This is a genomic window from Bradyrhizobium sp. 155, from assembly GCF_023101105.1.
GTDB lineage: Bacteria > Pseudomonadota > Alphaproteobacteria > Rhizobiales > Xanthobacteraceae > Bradyrhizobium > Bradyrhizobium canariense_D.
The window spans coordinates 2,235,264-2,252,040 of the sequence record NZ_CP064704.1 but is presented as its reverse complement, the minus strand read 5'-3'; the positions used below and the strand labels follow the sequence as shown (position 1 = coordinate 2,252,040).

The 16,777-nt window shown below is 63.8% G+C and carries 20 protein-coding genes; 10 read left to right on the top strand and 10 right to left on the bottom strand.

What is annotated here, in order from left to right; translation table 11 throughout:
- Positions 1-91: 91 nt before the first annotated feature.
- The 6 genes from IVA93_RS10900 to IVA93_RS10875 form a co-directional block, all read right to left on the bottom strand.
- Positions 92-499, bottom strand: coding sequence for a hypothetical protein (locus IVA93_RS10900; protein WP_018460275.1), 408 nt, complete (start codon positions 497-499; stop codon positions 92-94).
- 61 nt (positions 500-560) lie between these two features.
- The gene (locus IVA93_RS10895) at positions 561-728 is read right to left on the bottom strand and encodes a hypothetical protein (protein ID WP_007601419.1); all 168 of its coding nucleotides are present in this window, start codon (positions 726-728) and stop codon (positions 561-563) included.
- 169 nt (positions 729-897) lie between these two features.
- A complete protein-coding gene (locus tag IVA93_RS10890; protein WP_018460276.1) occupies positions 898-1,131 on the bottom strand; it encodes a hypothetical protein in 234 nt (77 codons plus the stop codon).
- On the bottom strand, positions 1,128-1,427 hold the full coding sequence (locus IVA93_RS10885; protein ID WP_026233989.1) for a hypothetical protein: 300 nt from the start codon (positions 1,425-1,427) through the stop codon (positions 1,128-1,130). Before IVA93_RS10885 ends, IVA93_RS10890 begins: the two co-directional genes overlap by 4 nt.
- A gap of 132 nt (positions 1,428-1,559) precedes the next feature.
- A complete protein-coding gene (locus IVA93_RS10880; RefSeq protein ID WP_018460278.1) occupies positions 1,560-4,079 on the bottom strand; it encodes a TonB-dependent receptor in 2,520 nt (839 codons plus the stop codon).
- Positions 4,080-4,232: 153 nt separating this feature from the next.
- Positions 4,233-5,591 carry a histidine kinase gene (locus IVA93_RS10875; protein ID WP_026233990.1) on the bottom strand — a complete coding sequence of 453 codons (1,359 nt, stop codon included), beginning with the start codon at positions 5,589-5,591 and terminating at the stop codon, positions 4,233-4,235.
- A gap of 146 nt (positions 5,592-5,737) precedes the next feature.
- Here IVA93_RS10875 and IVA93_RS10870 point away from each other — a divergent pair, with 146 nt between their 5' ends.
- Both IVA93_RS10870 and fghA read left to right on the top strand, forming a co-directional pair.
- Positions 5,738-6,358 (top strand): response regulator, encoded by a 621-nt coding sequence (locus IVA93_RS10870; RefSeq protein ID WP_018460280.1) that lies wholly within the window; start codon positions 5,738-5,740, stop codon positions 6,356-6,358.
- A gap of 69 nt (positions 6,359-6,427) precedes the next feature.
- Positions 6,428-7,273 (top strand): S-formylglutathione hydrolase, encoded by an 846-nt coding sequence (gene fghA, locus IVA93_RS10865; protein ID WP_018460281.1) that lies wholly within the window; start codon positions 6,428-6,430, stop codon positions 7,271-7,273.
- 9 nt (positions 7,274-7,282) lie between these two features.
- On the opposite strand, the gene IVA93_RS10860 is transcribed toward fghA, so the two are convergent.
- A complete protein-coding gene (locus IVA93_RS10860; RefSeq protein ID WP_018460282.1) occupies positions 7,283-7,783 on the bottom strand; it encodes a DUF3280 domain-containing protein in 501 nt (166 codons plus the stop codon).
- A gap of 127 nt (positions 7,784-7,910) precedes the next feature.
- Here IVA93_RS10860 and pedA1 point away from each other — a divergent pair, with 127 nt between their 5' ends.
- From pedA1 to IVA93_RS10830, 6 genes are all read left to right on the top strand, one after another.
- Positions 7,911-9,092, top strand: coding sequence for a lanthanide ABC transporter ABC transporter substrate-binding protein PedA1 (gene pedA1, locus IVA93_RS10855; RefSeq protein ID WP_018460283.1), 1,182 nt, complete (start codon positions 7,911-7,913; stop codon positions 9,090-9,092).
- A 10-nt stretch (positions 9,093-9,102) separates the two neighbouring features.
- Positions 9,103-10,083: a YVTN family beta-propeller repeat protein gene (locus IVA93_RS10850; RefSeq protein ID WP_026233991.1), complete on the top strand. Its 981-nt coding sequence runs from the start codon at positions 9,103-9,105 to the stop codon at positions 10,081-10,083.
- Positions 10,080-10,886, top strand: coding sequence for a lanthanide ABC transporter ATP-binding protein PedB/LutE (gene pedB / locus IVA93_RS10845; RefSeq protein ID WP_018460285.1), 807 nt, complete (start codon positions 10,080-10,082; stop codon positions 10,884-10,886). The genes IVA93_RS10850 and pedB overlap by 4 nt, the downstream gene beginning before the upstream one ends.
- Positions 10,883-11,731 (top strand): lanthanide ABC transporter permease protein PedC, encoded by an 849-nt coding sequence (pedC, locus tag IVA93_RS10840; protein ID WP_018460286.1) that lies wholly within the window; start codon positions 10,883-10,885, stop codon positions 11,729-11,731. The genes pedB and pedC overlap by 4 nt, the downstream gene beginning before the upstream one ends.
- The gene (locus IVA93_RS10835) at positions 11,728-12,342 is read left to right on the top strand and encodes a hypothetical protein (protein WP_026233992.1); all 615 of its coding nucleotides are present in this window, start codon (positions 11,728-11,730) and stop codon (positions 12,340-12,342) included. The genes pedC and IVA93_RS10835 overlap by 4 nt, the downstream gene beginning before the upstream one ends.
- A 137-nt stretch (positions 12,343-12,479) precedes the next feature.
- Positions 12,480-12,779, top strand: coding sequence for a copper-binding protein (locus IVA93_RS10830; protein WP_007601401.1), 300 nt, complete (start codon positions 12,480-12,482; stop codon positions 12,777-12,779).
- 127 nt (positions 12,780-12,906) lie between these two features.
- Here IVA93_RS10830 and IVA93_RS10825 read toward each other — a convergent pair whose 3' ends face one another.
- Positions 12,907-13,464: a PQQ-dependent catabolism-associated CXXCW motif protein gene (locus IVA93_RS10825; protein WP_018460288.1), complete on the bottom strand. Its 558-nt coding sequence runs from the start codon at positions 13,462-13,464 to the stop codon at positions 12,907-12,909.
- Positions 13,465-13,474: 10 nt separating this feature from the next.
- Positions 13,475-14,356: a substrate-binding domain-containing protein gene (locus IVA93_RS10820; protein WP_247295105.1), complete on the bottom strand. Its 882-nt coding sequence runs from the start codon at positions 14,354-14,356 to the stop codon at positions 13,475-13,477.
- 127 nt (positions 14,357-14,483) lie between these two features.
- Here IVA93_RS10820 and IVA93_RS10815 point away from each other — a divergent pair, with 127 nt between their 5' ends.
- On the top strand, positions 14,484-15,407 hold the full coding sequence (locus IVA93_RS10815) for a quinoprotein relay system zinc metallohydrolase 2 (protein ID WP_026233993.1): 924 nt from the start codon (positions 14,484-14,486) through the stop codon (positions 15,405-15,407).
- Positions 15,408-15,457: 50 nt separating this feature from the next.
- Positions 15,458-16,276 (top strand): quinoprotein dehydrogenase-associated SoxYZ-like carrier, encoded by an 819-nt coding sequence (locus IVA93_RS10810; protein ID WP_026233994.1) that lies wholly within the window; start codon positions 15,458-15,460, stop codon positions 16,274-16,276.
- 120 nt (positions 16,277-16,396) lie between these two features.
- Here the strand turns inward: IVA93_RS10810 and IVA93_RS10805 are convergent, their stop codons facing one another.
- The gene (locus tag IVA93_RS10805) at positions 16,397-16,756 is read right to left on the bottom strand and encodes a hypothetical protein (protein ID WP_018460292.1); all 360 of its coding nucleotides are present in this window, start codon (positions 16,754-16,756) and stop codon (positions 16,397-16,399) included.
- Positions 16,757-16,777 lie beyond the last annotated feature (21 nt).

Below are 16,777 nucleotides of genomic sequence, written 5' to 3'. Positions count from 1 at the left end.
GTTGCTTGGCGAGCCTGGATTGCGGAATGTCTGCCTGGGTCGGGAGCAGACATGAGGTCCTTCCGCCGCGGTGGCGCGCGGGCTTCCGCGATCAGCGCGAGCGCTTCGGCAACTTTGGCAGCTTGTCGGGATTGAACGGCGGCATCTGCCCGGTTCGTTCAGGTGCGGGCGCCTGCTGTTCCGTCAGAATCAGCGTACCCTGGAGGATCATTCCCGGCGCTTGCGCTGCCGTCGCCGTGTAGGTCGCCACCTTGCCCGGGCAGTTTCCCTCGATGTCCAGCGTGAGCTCATCGTCGACGCCGAACACGGTTGCGCGTCCGTCGGTATGGCGCTTCGTCGACACGGTGGCGGTGAAGCGATCGCCGTCGACCTTGCAAGAGCCGTGATAGGTCATCAGGCTGTCGCAGCCCCAGATCTGTCCGTCTGCGATATGGACGATCCCGGTCCCCTGATCGAGCGGCGTCTTGTACCAGGCGGCGTAGGTGCCGTCCTTCAACATGGGAGCAGTCTCCCCTGGTATTTCCTCGCGCATCATCGACACGATCAGCGCTAACAAAGCGTTAATCGCGCGGCCCGTGCCAATCCGGGCTATTCCTGCGCAGCTCGGCCTCCAGGTCTTCAATGATGCTGTGAAGCAGACAGGCGGCAAGTGGATCGGTCACTTCGCGCTCCAAATGCCGGTACCGCGCGATCTGGAATTCCTGCTCTCTCAACTGGTGCTCTGTCATCGGACGGGCCCTCCGACGAACCGACGCAGAGACAGCCGAACAGTTTCGTTACAATTTTAGGATCATTCGCTATGGTTTCCGATCGGTAAAAACAACGCGACGCCAAGCTTCGCCGGCGGGCGGGATCATCGGAGATGTCAAAAGGTCGATACGCTGACACGCACCGCTGTCACGGCACGTCGCCGCCGCTGCGACTTCCACCGATGCTGTGCGGCTTATTGAGGAAGAACTCCCGGTTACCGAGAGCCGCCTCCGCGTACTGATCAATCGCAACCTGGATGGCCTCGATGTGCATGCGGCACCAACCCTCGAGGCAGGACAGGCGCCGCGCATGATGAAGCGCCTTCAGAAATTCCGGCGGCTCCTGCATGTCGGAGAAGTAGGTCGGCCTCTCCCCCTTCATGCTCGTGCCATCTCTCGTGGCGGAACAAGGCGGCGCTTCTCAACACCGACGCGCGATGGCATCGGCCGACGGCGGGGAACGAACAGGCTGGCGACGACGATCGGGTCGGTGTCTCCGAGCGCGGCCCGCTCCTGAACCAGCCCGCTCATTACCGTGCGCATCTTCATGACTTCGCCTGCGACGAAGCTGCAGTCCTCGTCCCTGTTGATCTGCTCATGCATGATCGCCTCGGCCTCACGCATGCTGACGCGTAACGCCCTGATGATCCTGCGGATTTCGTCGATGCGGTTGTCCATGGCTCGCTCCCTTGGCTGGACGAGCAGCATAAGAACAAAACATGAACAATGAGTCAATCGGCTTGAGGTAGAGCAGAGCCGGCGTGACACGCCATGCCGGGCGGCGCCACCCCCGGGCTTACCGAGCCAAGATCAGAACGTCACCCGCATCCCCGCATAGAACGCACGCGGCCTTGCCGGGCTGAGCGAGCGCGGGTCGGTGAACTCGGCACCGCCATTGGTGAAGTTGGGCACGGCTTCGCGGTCGAAGAACTGTCCGTAGGTCGCGTAGCGCCTGTCGAAGATATTGTCGATCTTGCCGTAGAGCTGGACGTTCTTGGTCACCTGGTAGGACGTGTGCAGGTTGAACACGGTGTAGGACGGCAGCTTCGTATATTGGTTGGACTCGTCGCCGACCAGATATTGGCTGGAGACGAACAGCGCGTTGCCGCCGACCTTCCACACGTCGGTGACGGCATAGTCGATGCCGACCTTGACGCGATGGCGCGGGATCGCGGGGAGCTGGTTGCCGGGTAGCACCTGAATGGTCTCGGTGACAGTATCCCTGAACGGGCTTTCGGAACCGAGCGCAAAAGCGTCGAGATAGCGTGCGTCGACGAACGCGTAGCTCGCCTGAAACTGAAGCGTGGGCGACTTGATGTTGACCTCAGCTTCGAGCCCCTGACGCCTGGTACGGCCGACGTTGGAGAAATAGCCGAAGCCGGTGCGGCCGACTGCGGGAACGGCGACGATGTCGTCGTAATTGGTGGCGCGGAAGCCGCCGATTTTCCAGCCGAGCGTGCCGATGTTCAGCTCCCTGCTGCCGCGCAGGCCCGCTTCCACGGTCTTGGACACGACCTGCTTCAATGGTGGATCGGAGACGAGAAACGCGGCAATCAGACAGGGACGGGCTGGATCCGAACAGCCGAGCTCGAGCGGCGTCGGAACGCGGTTGGCCTCGGAATAGCCGGCATAAGCCGTCAGCTCCGGCGTGATCTTGTAGGTGCCGCCGATTACCGGATTGAAGCGGGTGAAGGTGTGATCGCCGTTGAGATCGGTCCCGAGCTGATCCTCCAGCGTGATGCGCGCGACGTTGAACCGGCCGCCGCCGGTGACGGCGAAGGCGTCCGTGATATTGAACGTGTCCATTGCGTAGAGGCCGTTATATTGATTGACGGTCCGCAGCGAGACAGGGCCGGCAACGGTATCAGGTACGCCAGTCGGCCCCAGGAAGAGGCCGCCGCCGCTGACGACGTAGCTTTCTCCGATCGTGCCGATTTCGGCGGTGGCGTTATAGCGCGTGACACTGGCGTCATAGGTCGCGCCCATCACGAAGCGGTTGTCGTGGCCGAACAGCTGGTCGGTGTTGGTGGCCTGCCCCGACACGCCGAAGGTGGTCGAACGTATCGAGCTCCGGTCGATCTCGCCGAGGATGGTCCCGGACGCGAAAGGATTGGCAAGCGGCAGGCCGTTCACGCCGTTTGCCGGTGTGGCGCCGTCGCCGAAGCAAAGAAGCCCAGCGAGCCCCGGGTCAGTGCATTCCTGCGCGTCGGTCGGATTGCCGTCGACGAGCTTCTGCTCGTACCTGCGCACATGCGCGGTGCCTTCGAGCGTCCAGGTCGGCGTCGCATCGACCTTGCCCGTCAGGTTGAGATAGCCGACGCGGTTGGAAGTGGTCTGCGGGGTCGTGTAGGTCGCGCCCCAATATTTGTCGAGCAGCTCGGCGGGAACGGTGGCGTTGGCGCCGAAATCGTTCTTGGCGACGCCCATGTTGGCGTGGAATTCGCTGTCGCCCGCCTTGTAACCGACGTCGCCGTAGAAGCGCCGCACGTCCGATTGGGAGAAATTGCGGAAGCCGTTGTCGTGCAGGCCTTCGAGCGCGGCATAGACGCCGTAGTTCTTGTCGACCGTCTTGCCCCATTGCGCCGAGCCCTGAATGCGGCCGAACGAGCCGCCCATGAGATCAAGCTCCGCGCCCTGATAGGTAAAACCGTCCTTCATTTGCAAATTGATCGCGCCGCCCAGCGCGTTGAGGCCGAAGGCGGGATTGTTGGTCACGAGCGTCACCGACCGGATCGCCGCGGTCGGGATCAGGTCCCAGTTGACGGCGTCGGAGAAGGCCTCGTTGATGCGAACCCCGTTCTGATACACAGCGAGGCCTTGCGGCGTGCCCGTCACCGGCGAGGCAACGAAGCCGCGGAATTCGACATCCGGCTGAAATGGATTGCCGGTAACCTCGCTGATGTTGACGCCGGCGATGTTGTCGCGAAGCGCGTCGGTGATGTTCAGCGAGCCGGTGCGCTTGATCTGGCTGGCGTCGACGGCGTTGATCGCCGAGGGGACCTTGTCGACGTCAAGACCTCTGCCGGTACCCGGCGCGGTCGGATAGACGTAGAGGCGCGTCTTGGGGCTGGCGGATGACGGCGCTCCGATGTGCGCGACCGGACGCGATGACGCGGTGCGCCGCGCCGTTGACCGCGGCGGCGCCGTCACCTCGACCGGCGGCAGGTTCTGGACGTTGGTTTCCTCGTCCTGCGCGGCCCCCGCGGGGATCGCGAAGACGGAGAGCAGCCCGGTCGAAACCAAGGCGATCAACAAACGACGATTGAACCCAAGAGGCTTGAACCCAATAGGCTTGAACCGAAAACGCTTGAACCAAACACGATCGCCCATCCCAGCCTTCCCATCCGTGACCACCGACTGTTTTGATCTTCCCCCGGTTGGTCGAGACGAGTGTAATCGGCAGGAATGCGTGCGCCAGCCACAAAAGGTCGGGCCGTATCGCACCAAATTTCCCGACCAAATCGGGAATTTTTCCCGACGCGATCAGGCCGCTGCCGTCGGGACCAGGGCCTCTACGGTCAGACCACCGTCACCCGAGACGACGTTGAGCGTGCCGCCCAGCGCGAGAATCCGCTCGCGCATGCCGACGAGCCCGAAGCCGAGCTTTTGGCCGGGCTCCATGCCGCGGCCATTGTCGCTGACCCGCACCCGGGCACAGCTGCGGCCGTCGCTTGCCGCCTCCGCCACCGGCTCGATGACGACGTTAACCGAGGTCGCGCCGGCGTGGCGGAACACGTTGGTGAGCGCCTCCTGCACGATGCGGTAGATGGTGAGGTCGGCGGTCTCCCCGGTGACGCCAAGCGCCGGCGAGATCACGGTCTCGATGGTGACATCGGGATGCGACTCCCGCCACAGCCGCGACAGCGATTCCAGCGCCTGGCGCAGGCCGAACTCGGCCAGGCCGACTGGCCGGAGGCGCTCCAGCACGCGGCGATTGAACTGCTGAAGCGCGTTGATCTGCTCCAGCATGGCACTGCCGTGTTTTCGCACGGCCTCCGCATTCGGGGCGCGTCCGTCCGCCTGCTTCGCCAGCGCGCTGGCATGCGCGCGTAGCGAGAACAAGTATGGCCCGAACTCGTCATGGAGCTCGCGCGCGATCTCCTTGCGCTCGACGTCCTGGAGCGACACCGTTCGCTCGGCGAGGCGCCGCTTGTCCTCGATGGCGTCACTGAGCGTTGCCGCAAGATGGTTGAGCTTGGTGCAGATCGCGGCGAGTTCCGGCGCGCCGCCCGGCGCGACGCGCGCCTGATAACGCCCGTCTTCGAGCTCGGCCATCACGTCCGCAAGGGATTGGAGCGGCGCCAATGCCCGGCCGATCACATTCATCATCACCAGGAACAGCGCCAGCGCGATCACCGAGCCGACCTCGAGCTGGGTCACGATGGCGTCCCAGATCTCGGCGATCTCGTCATCGGGATGGGAGGTGATCAGCAGCGAACCCGGCTTGCCATGGATCGAGACGGGCACGCTCACCGCGGTCTGCTCGGGATGAACCAGGCTGACGAACCAGGCCGGCGGCGCGCGGGTGTCGTCATCGGCGTCGGTCCGGGGCTGCGTCAGCGGACGGCCGGCTTCGTCCCGAAGCGCGATGCTGACATGGCGCAGGCGGCTGAGGTCGCGTGCGATCTGGTTCAGCCTGGCATCCGGATCGGGCGCCTCGTTGAGATCCGCAACGATCATCTCGATGAATTCGCGCGCGAGCCGGATCACGCTCTGGTCCTCGGCCTGCACGCGCGGCCCGGCTTCCGCGACCTGGCGGCCGATATTCACGGCGAGTCCCAGCGCCAGCAGCAGCGCCAGCAGCAGGTTGATGCGCCCGCGCAAGGATAGATTTTGCCACATTGGTATCGCCCGTGCCCCCGCGAAGGATTGGCCTGCCCCTTGTCCGATAACGTTGACAGAGGCGAAGCGCCCGATATCTAATCGAAAGCGTACAGCAATCCCGGCCGGGCGCGAAACAGGCCAAGACGCTGTCGCGAGGAACGCCTATGCGCATTTTGATCGTCGACGATCATCCCATCGTCGCCTCCGGCTGCCGTGCCGTGCTGGCGGACGAGGGCGAGATCGAGATTTTGGAGGCCGCCGACGCCGAAGACGGCGAGTGCGTCTTCATCGTCGAGCGCCCCGACCTCTCGATCATCGACATCAACCTGCCGACCGTGTCCGGCTTCGAGCTCGCGCGCCGCATCCTCGAGCGCGCGCCCGAGGCCCGGATCATCATGTTCAGCATGAACGACGACCCTGCTTTTGCAGCGCGGGCGATCGAGTGCGGCGCCAAGGGCTATGTCTCCAAGACCGGTGACCCCGACGATCTCGTCGAGGCGATTCGCACCGTCGGCGGCGGCGGCACCTATCTGCCGAGCGCGATCGCGCGCAGCATCGCCTTTGCGGGACCCGCGCTGGCGCAAAGCCCGCTGTCGAAGCTGAACGCGCGCGAGATGGAGATTTTGCGGCTGCTCAGCGCCGGAAAGAGCCTATCCGAGATCGCCTGGCTGGTGCAGTCGTCCTACAAGACTGTCGCCAACACCTCGTCCATCATGCGCCAGAAGCTCGGGGTGAAAACCTCTGTCGAGCTGGTGCGGCTGGCGATCGACAGCGGCGTGGCCTGACGGCCGCCGCGAATTCGGTCACACAAGCGTTGCAATCCTGATGTGGTTGATGCCACGGAGCATAACGGCATGACGATCCAGACTGTCTCGACCAATACATCCTATGGCGGCGTGCAGGGCGTGTATCGCCATGCCAGCCAGGCGACCGGAACCGACATGACGTTCTCGGTCTATGTTCCCCCGCACGCACAGGGCGCCAAGCTGCCTGTGGTCTGGTATCTCTCCGGCCTCACCTGCACGCACGCCAACGTCACCGAGAAGGGCGAATTCCGCAAAGCCTGCGCCGAGCTCGGCTTGATCTTCGTCGCGCCCGACACCAGCCCGCGAGGCCCCGACGTGCCCGGCGATGCCAATAATGCCTATGATTTCGGTCTTGGCGCCGGCTTCTATGTCGACGCGACGGAAGCGCCGTTTTCAAGCAATTATCGCATGTGGAGCTACGTCACCGACGAACTGCCGAAACTCGTGGCGGAAAATTTTCCGGTCGATGCGAAGCGCCAATCGGTGATGGGCCATTCGATGGGCGGCCATGGCGCGCTGACGGTCGCGCTGCGCAACCCGCACCGTTTTCGCGCGGCCAGCGCCTTTGCGCCGATCGTCGCGCCGTCGCTCGTGCCCTGGGGCATCAAGGCGTTGACCGGCTATCTCGGGCCGAACAAGGACATTTGGCGCAGCCACGACACGGTGGCGCTGATCGAGGACGGCGCGAAGTTTTCAGGCTTCCTCGTCGACGTCGGCGAGGCCGATAACTTTTTGAAAGAGCAGCTTCGTCCTGAATTGCTGCAGGCGGCCTGTGCCAAGGCCAACATTCCGCTGACGCTGCGGCGGCAGGCGGGCTACGACCACAGCTATTACTTCATCTCGACCTTCATGGGCGATCACCTGCACTGGCATGCGGAGCGATTGAAGGGGTAAATATCTCCCTCACGGCTTGCCGTAGTTCGGCGCCAGCAAGCGGTTGCGGATCAGATAGCTCATCGTGCGCGTCCAGGATTCATCGGTGTTGCCGCGCATATCGGCGCTGGCGGCCGTGATCATGTTGCCGGTCTTCACGTCGCGCAGGTAGATGTTCAGATTGATGATCAGGTTCGAGACCTTCTGCACCATGCCAGTGATTTCCAAATCGGCACCCAGCTGCCCGGCAAGCTTGAGGTCGCAGCCGCCGCAGGCCTGCAGATTGGCGTGACGGGCCGCATCCCGGACCGGCGCAATATCGATCAGCTGGAACCTGCCTGACTCAACCAGTGCCTTGCGCAACTGCTCGCTGATGAGGTCGAGCCGCGCTTCCTCGGGCTTGGAGCCGTAGAACTCGCCAGGCAGGCTGGTGTCGATCAGTTCGAAATCGAACACCGCGAGTTTCGGCGGATCGGCGAATGCGGCCGAGCCCGTCAACAGCAAAGCGGCGAAACATATCAGCGCTCGCATGATCGTGATTCCCGGCGTGGCGGCGTGAGGACGAAATGCGGGGTTGCATGCCCTGACAAATCGGTCATGCTTTAGCAGAGACAATTCTCCATCGGCGGTCAAGCCGGGGAGAACATCTGGAGGAAACATGATCCGATGGTTGGTCGGCCTGATCTGCCTGGGTTTTGCTGCGACGAGTGCGCTCGCAGCCGACCCTGTCATGATCGGCGTCGGCTATCTCGGAATCGCCGGCACCAGATCAACGCTGTCGCTGGTCGAGCAGCCCGCGGAGAATGACGGCGTCGCCGGCGCACGCCTGGCCATCGAGGACAACAACACTACCGGCAAATTCCTCAACCAGCGATTTGCGCTGGAGGAGCGTCGTATCAAGGAGGGCGAAGATGCCGTGCAGGCCGCGACAGAGCTCGCCGCACGCAACGGCTTCATCATCGCCGACCTGCCGGCCGACACGCTGCTGAAGGTCGCCGACGCCCTGCGCGAGCGCGGCACGTTGCTGTTCAACGCCGGCGCGATCGACGAGCGGCTGCGCGAGGCCGATTGCCGTGCCAACGTCATCCACACCGCGCCGACGCGCGCAATGCTGGCCGATGCGCTCGGTCAGTATCTGGTGTGGAAGCAATGGAAGCGCTGGCTGCTCGTGGTTGGCTCGCATGACGAGGACAGACTGTTCGCCGATGCGCTCCGGCGCACCGCGACGCGGTTCGGCGCCAAGATCGTGCAGGAGCGCAGCTTCGAAGACAAAGGCGGCGCGCGCCGCACGGACTCCGGCGTGACGCTGATCCAGCGGCAGATGCCGGTGTTCACGCAACAAGCTCCGGCCTATGATGTACTGGTCGCCGCTGACGAGAGCGAGGTGTTCGGCGCCTACCTGCCCTATCGCACCTGGGATCCACGGCCTGTCGCGGGCTCGGCCGGCCTCGTGCCGCGGAGCTGGGACGCTGCGCAGGACCAGTGGGGCGCGATCCAGATGCAGAACCGCTTCGTCAAGCTCAACGCGCGGCGGATGACTGCGCTCGACATGCAGGCGTGGACCGCCGTGCGCATGATCGGAGAGGCCACGTCGCGCACCAATTCCGGCGAGGTCAAGAAGGTCACCGATTTCATCAAGGGCCCGGAGTTCTCGGTCGCCGCCTTCAAGGGCACGAAGCTGACCTTGCGCGACTGGAACCTGCAGCTGCGCCAGCCGATCCTGCTGGTCGATGGCCGCATGGTGGTGTCGGTGTCGCCGCAAGAAGGTTTCCTGCACCAGGTCTCCGAGCTCGACACGCTCGGCTATGACCGCCCGGAGAGCAAATGCAAGCTGAAGTGAGGACATTAAAGTGAGGACTTGGACGTTCCGCGCGTGGCGTGTTGGGTTGCTGTCCGGATTGGCGCTGGCGGCAGCGCCGGCGCATGCGTTCATCGCCTATGTCTCGAACGAGAAGAGCAACACGGTGTCGGTGATCGATACCGAAAGCTGGACGGTGACCAAGACCATCAAGGTCGGCCAGCGCCCGCGTGGCATCGACTTCACGCGCGACGGAAAGTTCGTGATGGTCGCGGTCGGCGACGACGACACGATCCAGATGATCGACGCGAAGACGCAAACCGTGGTGGACAGCCTGCCCTCCGGTCCCGACCCTGAATTGTTCGCCCAGGATGCCGCCGGCAAGGTCCTCTATGTCGCCAACGAGAACGACAACACAGTGACCGTGATCGACCTCGAGAAGCGCGCTCGCCTTGGCGACATCCAGGTCGGCGTCGAGCCCGAGGGCATGACCATCAGCCCGGACGGCAAGACGCTGATCAACACGTCCGAGACCACCAACATGGCGCATTTCATCGACACGTCGTCGCGCCAGATCGTCGCCAACGTGCTGGTCGACGCGCGACCGCGCTTTGCCGAATTCAAGCACGACGCTTCCGAATTGTGGGTGTCCTCGGAGATCGGCGGCACCGTCTCGATCATCGACCCCGGAAAGCACGAGGTGACCGGCAAGATCAATTTCGAGATTCCGGGGTTGAGGAAAGAGGCGATCCAGCCCGTTGGCATCGGCATGACCCGGGACGACAAGACCGCCTTCATCGCGCTCGGTCCCGCCAATCGCGTCGCCGTGGTCGATACCGCCTCGCGCAAGGTGACGAAATATCTGCTGGTGGGACAGCGGGTCTGGCACATGGCATTCACCCCGGACGAAAAATTTCTGCTCACCACCAATGGCGTCTCGAACGACGTCTCCGTCATCGACGTCGCCGCGCAAAAGGTGATCAAGACCATTCAAGTGGGCGAACTGCCCTGGGGTATCACGATCGCGCCATGACCAGCCCTGTTCCCATCGCCGAACAACGCGAAACACCAAGGCCCGATCCGGCGACCGTGCCCGCGCTATCGATCGACGACGTCAGCCACGCCTATGGACCGCGCCGCGCGCTGATGGACGTGTCCTTCAACGTGCAGCCCGCGAGCTTCACGGCCCTGCTTGGCCTCAACGGGGCGGGCAAGAGCACGCTGTTCTCGCTGATCACGCGCCTGTTCGGCATCCAGTCCGGCCGCGTCGGCATTTTCGGCCATGACATCAGCAAGAGTCCCGGCGAGGCGCTGCGGTTGCTCGGCGTCGTGTTCCAGCCGCGCACGCTCGATCTCGATCTGTCGCTGACGCAGAACCTGCTCTATCACGCCGCACTCCACGGCATCAGCCGCCGCGAAGCCGGCGCTCGAGCCGCCGAGCTGCTCGGTCGCATCGGGCTTACCGAGCGCGCCGGCAGCAAGGTGCGCGATCTCTCGGGCGGGCAGATGCGGCGGCTGGAGATCGCCCGGGCGCTGCTGCACCGGCCGCGCCTGCTCTTGCTGGACGAGCCGACCGTCGGCCTCGACGTCAAGGCGCGCGCCGACATCATCAGCCATGTGCGCCAGCTCGTGAGCGAGCAAGGCATCGGCGTACTCTGGGCCACGCATCTGTTCGACGAAATCATGGCCGGTGACGATCTCGTGGTGCTGCATCAGGGCAAGGTGCTGGCGCAGGGACCGATGAGCCGCGTCGTCGCGGAAGCCGGCGCGCAGGACGTCAACACCGCCTTCATGCGCCTGACCGGCGCGCAGACCCTGCCGGGCGGCGGCGCATGAGCAGCATCACCACGCGCGAGGCGCAGCGCGGCTTCTCGGCCGCCGAATACATGACCTGCCTCACGGGCATTGTCTGGCGCGAGGGACTGCGCTTCCTGCACCAGCGCGAGCGGTTCGTCTCGGCGCTGGTGCGGCCGCTGGTCTGGCTGTTCATCTTCGCCGCCGGTTTCCGCCAGGTGCTCGGCATCTCCATCATCCCGCCCTACGAGACCTACATCCTCTACGAGGTCTTCATCGCGCCGGGGCTGATGGCCATGATCCAGCTCTTCAACGGCATGCAGTCCTCGCTCTCGATGGTCTATGACCGTGAGATGGGGAACATGCGCACGCTGCTGGTGAGCCCACTGCCGCGCGGCTACCTGTTGTTCTGCAAGCTGCTCGCGGGCACCGCGGTGTCGCTGCTCCAGGTCTACGCGTTCCTGCTGATAGCCTGGTTCTGGGACATCACCCCTCCCCTATCGGGCTATCTCACCGTGCTGCCGGCCCTGATCCTGTCCGGACTGATGCTGGGCTCGCTGGGCATGCTGATCTCCTCCGGCATCAAGCAGCTGGAGAACTTTGCCGGCGTGATGAATTTTGTCATTTTCCCGATGTTCTTCGCTTCATCGGCACTCTACCCGCTCTGGCGGGTGCAGGAGGGCAGCCCATATCTCTACTATGTTTGCGAGGCCAATCCGTTCACCCATGCGGTCGAGCTGATCCGCTTCGCGCTGTACGGACAGATCAACTGGATCTCGCTGGCGGTGGTCGCGACCTGCACAATCGTCTTCATGATCGGCGCGATTCTGGCCTATGATCCCTCGCGCGGGCTGGCGCGACGGGGGCCTGCGGGAGGCGAAGGATGACGGTTCGGGTTCTGGCCATGGCCGCTCTGATGCTCGCAGCCGCGAGCACGGCGGCACGCGCGGCCGATCCGCGCTATCCGGATTGGCCCTGCACGCAGGCCAAAGTGCCGGAAATTTCGCTCGCCGCCGTATGGGCCGGTCCTCCGCTCGACGACGTGCAGAACAAATGGAAGGACGACGCCAAGGTCAGCGCGCTGGTCGCCAAACTGTCGGCACGCAAGACGCCGCTGGACGAGGGCGAGAAGTTGGTGAAGGAGTTTTTGGCGGGCTCCGCGGCCGACAAGACCACGAACGCAAAACTGCTGTTCGCAGGCCTGTTCGACACGCTCAACGCTCAGCGCTCGCAGGTCATGAGCGGGCTGGAACGCGTCAGCCGCAAGCAGCGCGAAGCCGCCGACAAGATCCGCGAGGAGAGCGTCCAGCTTCAGGCGCTCCAAGGCGCCACGCCGCGCGACGAGGCTAAGGTCGATGCGCTCAGCAACGAGCTGATCTGGAAGACTCGCATTTTCGAGGACCGCCACAAGGTGGTGCGATTCGTCTGCGAGGTTCCCACCACCATCGACCAGCGGCTGTTTGCGCTTGGACGCGTGATCCAGCAGGAAATGGAATAGAGTCAGCCTCATTGACCGCTTGCGGCCGGTTCCCGCGCCTCCATGGCGATCATTAACCTGCCGCCGTGCTATATGCCGGAACCAAATCGGTCTAGGATGTCTTGTCGACGGGTAATCCAAGGCATCGGGAGGCCTCGATGGGAACCACGAAATTCATCCTCGCAGGCGCTGCAGCCATCAGCATGCTCGCAAGCAGCGCATTCGCTGACGATCTGACCGGAATGGTCACCCGGATAGATCGGCTCAACAGCACGATTTCGATCCAGCAGACGCAGAAGGGCACAGTCGGCGGCAGCGCAGGCGGCGCCGGCGCGCTCCAGGAGTATAAGGCCAAGGATGCCGCGATGCTCGACGCCGTCCACGCCGGCGACAGGGTGAGCTACTCTGCGACCGACAATAACGGGACGGGCACGCTGACGAAGTTGCAGAAGCAGTAAGCTTTTCCTCGCCTCTTCCCACGTGCGACAGGGCGTCATGGCCGGGCTTGTCCCGGCCATCCACGCACAGCCACGAGGCACCAAGAACGTGGATGCCCGGGCAAGCCCAGGCATGACGATCTCTTGCCTATTGCTCCGGCCGCGGCTCGGGCTGCGCCTCCTCAGTAGGAAGCTTTGCACGCTCCCAGCCGTCGGTGCCATCGGGATACCAGGCGATGTTGGAGTAGCCATACGCGAGCGCGCGCTTGGCGGCGTTCCAGGACATCCAGCAATCGGCCAGGCAATAGATCACGAGCAGCGCGTTCTTATCGCCGTGTGATGCACGCGCCAGGCCGCGCTGGAAATAGTCGTCCATGGCGGGCGGCAGCGTGCCGTAGCCGGTATCCGGCAGCCAGATGCTGCCCGGAATATTTTTGCGCGGCGCCTCGCGCCAAACGGTACCCGCGGGAAGGTTTTTCGGCTTCGGCGCGCGCGGCAGCACGTCGATGAAGGCGCCGCTCTTCGCGCGCCAAATCGCCTCGGCTTCTGACGTCGACAGCACGCGCGCGCCGCCGAGCGTCGGCGGCACGGGCGCGCGGTAGTTGTCGGTGCGATAGCCTTCGGGCTCGAACGGCTCCTGCTGCTGCGCAACGACCGGCGCCACCAGCACGGCGCCGACCAGCGCAGCCGCAAGGTGCCGCCTCATGGCGTCTGCCTCATGGTGCCTTCTTGGTCGTCTCCGCGCCAAGCGGCCGATCGTTCTCGTCCAGCAGCGGCACGCCGAAATCGAGCAGGATCTTGTTGATCTCGCCCTGGTTCTCCTGGATCAGCTTGTTGAGCTGCCGCTTCCAGTTCTGGTCGGCGCCACGCACGCCCATGCCGATGCGATAGACCAGTTTTGGCCCGGTGGTTTCCTTCACCAGCGGCGTGACATGAAGCGACCCCGCCTTCTTCGCGTAGAACCCTGCCATCGGTCCCCACAGCACGCCGGCGTCGATCTTGCCCGCCGTGAGATCATCGATCATTGCCTGCGCCGAATTGTCGTAGCGCGTGTCGATCATGAGCGGATAGGGCTTTGCATCACCCATCAGTCCCGCAATGGCCATGTTGGTCGCAGGCGGCGTGCCGGCGACGATGCCGACATGCTTGCCCTTGAGCCTGGCATCCTCCAGCGTGTCGACCTCCTCCAGCCCGCTACCTGCTTTCGCGACCAAGGCATAGCTCGTGCGGTAGTAGGGATTGGTGCCTTGCACGAGGTCATCGCCTTGGGGGAAGCCCATGATGACGTCGCAGCGATGCGAGCCGAGCGTCATGCGCACGAAGCCGGTGGCTTGCGGAAAAAAGACATAGTCGAGCTTCTTCTGGAGCTTGTCCGCAAACAGCTCGGCAAGCTTGTTCTCGAACCCCTCGCCCTTCTCATTCGAGAACGGCAGATTGCGCGGGTCGGAACAGACGCGTAGCACCTTGGGGTCGACCAGTTCGAACGAGAGGTCACCCGTCTCGTTGGTCTGCGCTATGGCGACGTCGCCGAACGCGCAAGACGCAACCAGGATACTCAGTGAAAGCAACCAGCGACGATGTCGTCCGGCCTCCGTCATCGCGCTTCCTCCTAGGCTTGTTTGAATGCTAGCCATGCAACGCATGACGCGCCATGTTTTGCCAGACTTTGTGCTGGCTTTCTTTGTTGCAGTGCAATGCGCGCAACCTTTGAACTGAGGCTGAAAAGTGTCTCGCATCGCTCTCGTGATCGCAGCCTTGTCCCTGGTAACAGCGACGCTAGCATGCGCCGCAGCGGCCGAATTGCCTGTGAGCGAAGTCGCGCCGGGAATCTTCGTACACTCCGGGACCATCGCCCTGATGACCCGCGAGAACGAGGGCGACATCGCCAATGTCGGCTTCATCGTGGGCGAAGATGCGGTGGCCGTGATTGATACCGGCGGTAGCGTTCGCGAGGGCGAGGCGCTGCTGGCGGCGGTGCGGGCCCGCACCAGCAAGCCGATCCGCTACGTCATCAATACGCACGGCCATCCCGACCATGTTTTCGGCAATGCGGCTTTCGTCGCCGGGGACACCATTTTCGTCGGTCACAGCCGATTGCCGCGGGCGCTCGCTGCCCGTGGGCCGTACTATCTCGACAATTTTAGGCGCATCATGGGCGACGAATTGATATCTCCCGTGAAAATCGTGCCGCCCACAATGCTCGTCACGGACACCCTGATGCTCGATCTCGGTGCGCGCCGCCTCAACCTGCGGGCTTGGCCGGCCGGGCACAGCGACAATGACCTGACCGTGTTCGATGAGATGACGAAGACGCTGTTCACTGGCGACCTCATCTTCCTCCGCCATATTCCGGTGATGGACGGCAGCATTCGCGGCTGGCTTCGCATCCTCGCGGAACTCGAGAGCATTCCGGCGCAGCGCGTCGTTCCCGGTCACGGACCTGTGAGTGAATGGCCTGCCGCGCTGACCGATGAACGGCGCTATCTGACGGCACTGCTGGCGGACATCCGGGCGTCGAACAAGAAGGGCGAGCCGATCCGAACCGCTGCAGACAGGGCCGCCGCCTCGGAACGGCCGCACTGGGAGCTGTTCGACGACTACAACGCCCGCAACGCAACCGCAGCATTTTCGGAAATTGAATGGGAGTAGCGGACGCGCTACGATGCGTGAAACGTTGCTTCGTCCGCGGGACCATGACCATGACGGGATGCACGCGCCGACTGCCTCTGATCGCCCTGCTCCTCGGCATTGCATTCGCCGTGCCGGCGCAGGCGGAAGAGGCTTACGATCCCTGGCCGGGCCTGGTGCAGGACATCTTCAGCAGCCGTCCGATGAATGACGGCGGCAATGTCATTGGAATCGAGATGCCGTATCGTGCCGAAGACGCGGCCATCGTGCCGGTGACCCTGCGCAGCAAGCTCTCGCCCGGCGATGCCCGCCGCATCCGTTCGATCACGCTGGTGATCGATCGTAATCCCGCGCCGATGGCGGCGAAGTTCGAGCTCGGACCGGATGCCAACGTCACTGAAATCTCGACCCGCGTGCGCGTCAACAATTACACCGACGTTCATGCGGTGGCCGAGCTCAGCGATGGCCAGCTCTATGTCTCGAAAGTCTACGTGAAGGCCTCCGGCGGCTGCTCGGCACCAGCAGGGAAGAATGCCGAGGAGGCCCAGAACCGGCTCGGCCAGATGCGCTACCGCCAATTCGCGCGCGAGGAGGCCCCGGCGAGCCGCATGCGGGAAGCGCAGATCATGATCGGCCATCCCAACAATTCCGGCCTGCAGATGGACCAGGTCACACAGCTCTACATTCCCGCCTTCTTCATCAACCAGCTCAAGCTGACGCAGGACGACAGCCCCGTGCTGTCGATGGAAGGCGGCATCTCGATCTCGGAAGATCCAAATCTGCGCTTCACCTATGTATCCAACGGCGCCAGGCGTTTTCGCGCGGAAGCCAAGGACACGGACGGACACGTGTTCCGGAACGAGTGGGACGTGGAGAAGCCGGGGACGTGAGGCTCCCGGTCGTCATGGCCGGGCTTGTCCCGGCCATCCACGATCTTAGGTGCCGCCAAGACGTGGATGCCCGGGGACAAGCCCGGGCATGACGAATACGGTGGTCGTACAACCAAGCGGTCAGAAACACCTCACCTCGGCTTCCGCCTGGGCACGCCTCAAATCATTCACGGCCGAGTTCGCCTGCTCCGAGGTGCGGAACTGGACGCCGAGATTGCCGCGGACCTGGGACATGCTGAGCGCGGTTTCTGCGGTAACGTAGCGCTCATAGGACACGATCGAGGCCACCACGTCGATCGAGCAGGAACATTGTTCGATCGCCTGCCGGCTCTCGCCATTCGCCTTCATGCAGCCATAGACATACTCGGCACGCGCCGACGTCGGATAATCATTGGCCTGTTCAGCCTGCGCGGCGAGCGCGGTCGCAGCCCACACGGCCAATGCGGCGACAATCGGTCGTAGCTGTCCGGCCAGATTCATGAGCGTCCTCCCGCTGGTTGC

What these genes read in the sequence shown, in the direction of transcription:
- IVA93_RS10900 (WP_018460275.1), bottom strand. Translation starts at nt 499, where the DNA reads ATGTTGAAGGACGGCACCTACGCCGCCTGGTACAAGACGCCGCTCGAT.
- IVA93_RS10895 (WP_007601419.1), bottom strand. Translation starts at nt 728, where the DNA reads ATGACAGAGCACCAGTTGAGAGAGCAGGAATTCCAGATCGCGCGGTAC.
- IVA93_RS10890 (WP_018460276.1), bottom strand. Translation starts at nt 1,131, where the DNA reads ATGAAGGGGGAGAGGCCGACCTACTTCTCCGACATGCAGGAGCCGCCG.
- IVA93_RS10885 (WP_026233989.1), bottom strand. Translation starts at nt 1,427, where the DNA reads ATGGACAACCGCATCGACGAAATCCGCAGGATCATCAGGGCGTTACGC.
- IVA93_RS10880 (WP_018460278.1), bottom strand. Translation starts at nt 4,079, where the DNA reads ATGGGCGATCGTGTTTGGTTCAAGCGTTTTCGGTTCAAGCCTATTGGG.
- IVA93_RS10875 (WP_026233990.1), bottom strand. Translation starts at nt 5,591, where the DNA reads ATGTGGCAAAATCTATCCTTGCGCGGGCGCATCAACCTGCTGCTGGCG.
- IVA93_RS10870 (WP_018460280.1), top strand. Translation starts at nt 5,738, where the DNA reads ATGCGCATTTTGATCGTCGACGATCATCCCATCGTCGCCTCCGGCTGC.
- fghA (WP_018460281.1), top strand. Translation starts at nt 6,428, where the DNA reads ATGACGATCCAGACTGTCTCGACCAATACATCCTATGGCGGCGTGCAG.
- IVA93_RS10860 (WP_018460282.1), bottom strand. Translation starts at nt 7,783, where the DNA reads ATGCGAGCGCTGATATGTTTCGCCGCTTTGCTGTTGACGGGCTCGGCC.
- pedA1 (WP_018460283.1), top strand. Translation starts at nt 7,911, where the DNA reads ATGATCCGATGGTTGGTCGGCCTGATCTGCCTGGGTTTTGCTGCGACG.
- pedB (WP_018460285.1), top strand. Translation starts at nt 10,080, where the DNA reads ATGACCAGCCCTGTTCCCATCGCCGAACAACGCGAAACACCAAGGCCC.
- pedC (WP_018460286.1), top strand. Translation starts at nt 10,883, where the DNA reads ATGAGCAGCATCACCACGCGCGAGGCGCAGCGCGGCTTCTCGGCCGCC.
- IVA93_RS10835 (WP_026233992.1), top strand. Translation starts at nt 11,728, where the DNA reads ATGACGGTTCGGGTTCTGGCCATGGCCGCTCTGATGCTCGCAGCCGCG.
- IVA93_RS10830 (WP_007601401.1), top strand. Translation starts at nt 12,480, where the DNA reads ATGGGAACCACGAAATTCATCCTCGCAGGCGCTGCAGCCATCAGCATG.
- IVA93_RS10825 (WP_018460288.1), bottom strand. Translation starts at nt 13,464, where the DNA reads ATGAGGCGGCACCTTGCGGCTGCGCTGGTCGGCGCCGTGCTGGTGGCG.
- IVA93_RS10820 (WP_247295105.1), bottom strand. Translation starts at nt 14,356, where the DNA reads ATGACGGAGGCCGGACGACATCGTCGCTGGTTGCTTTCACTGAGTATC.
- IVA93_RS10810 (WP_026233994.1), top strand. Translation starts at nt 15,458, where the DNA reads ATGACGGGATGCACGCGCCGACTGCCTCTGATCGCCCTGCTCCTCGGC.
- IVA93_RS10805 (WP_018460292.1), bottom strand. Translation starts at nt 16,756, where the DNA reads ATGAATCTGGCCGGACAGCTACGACCGATTGTCGCCGCATTGGCCGTG.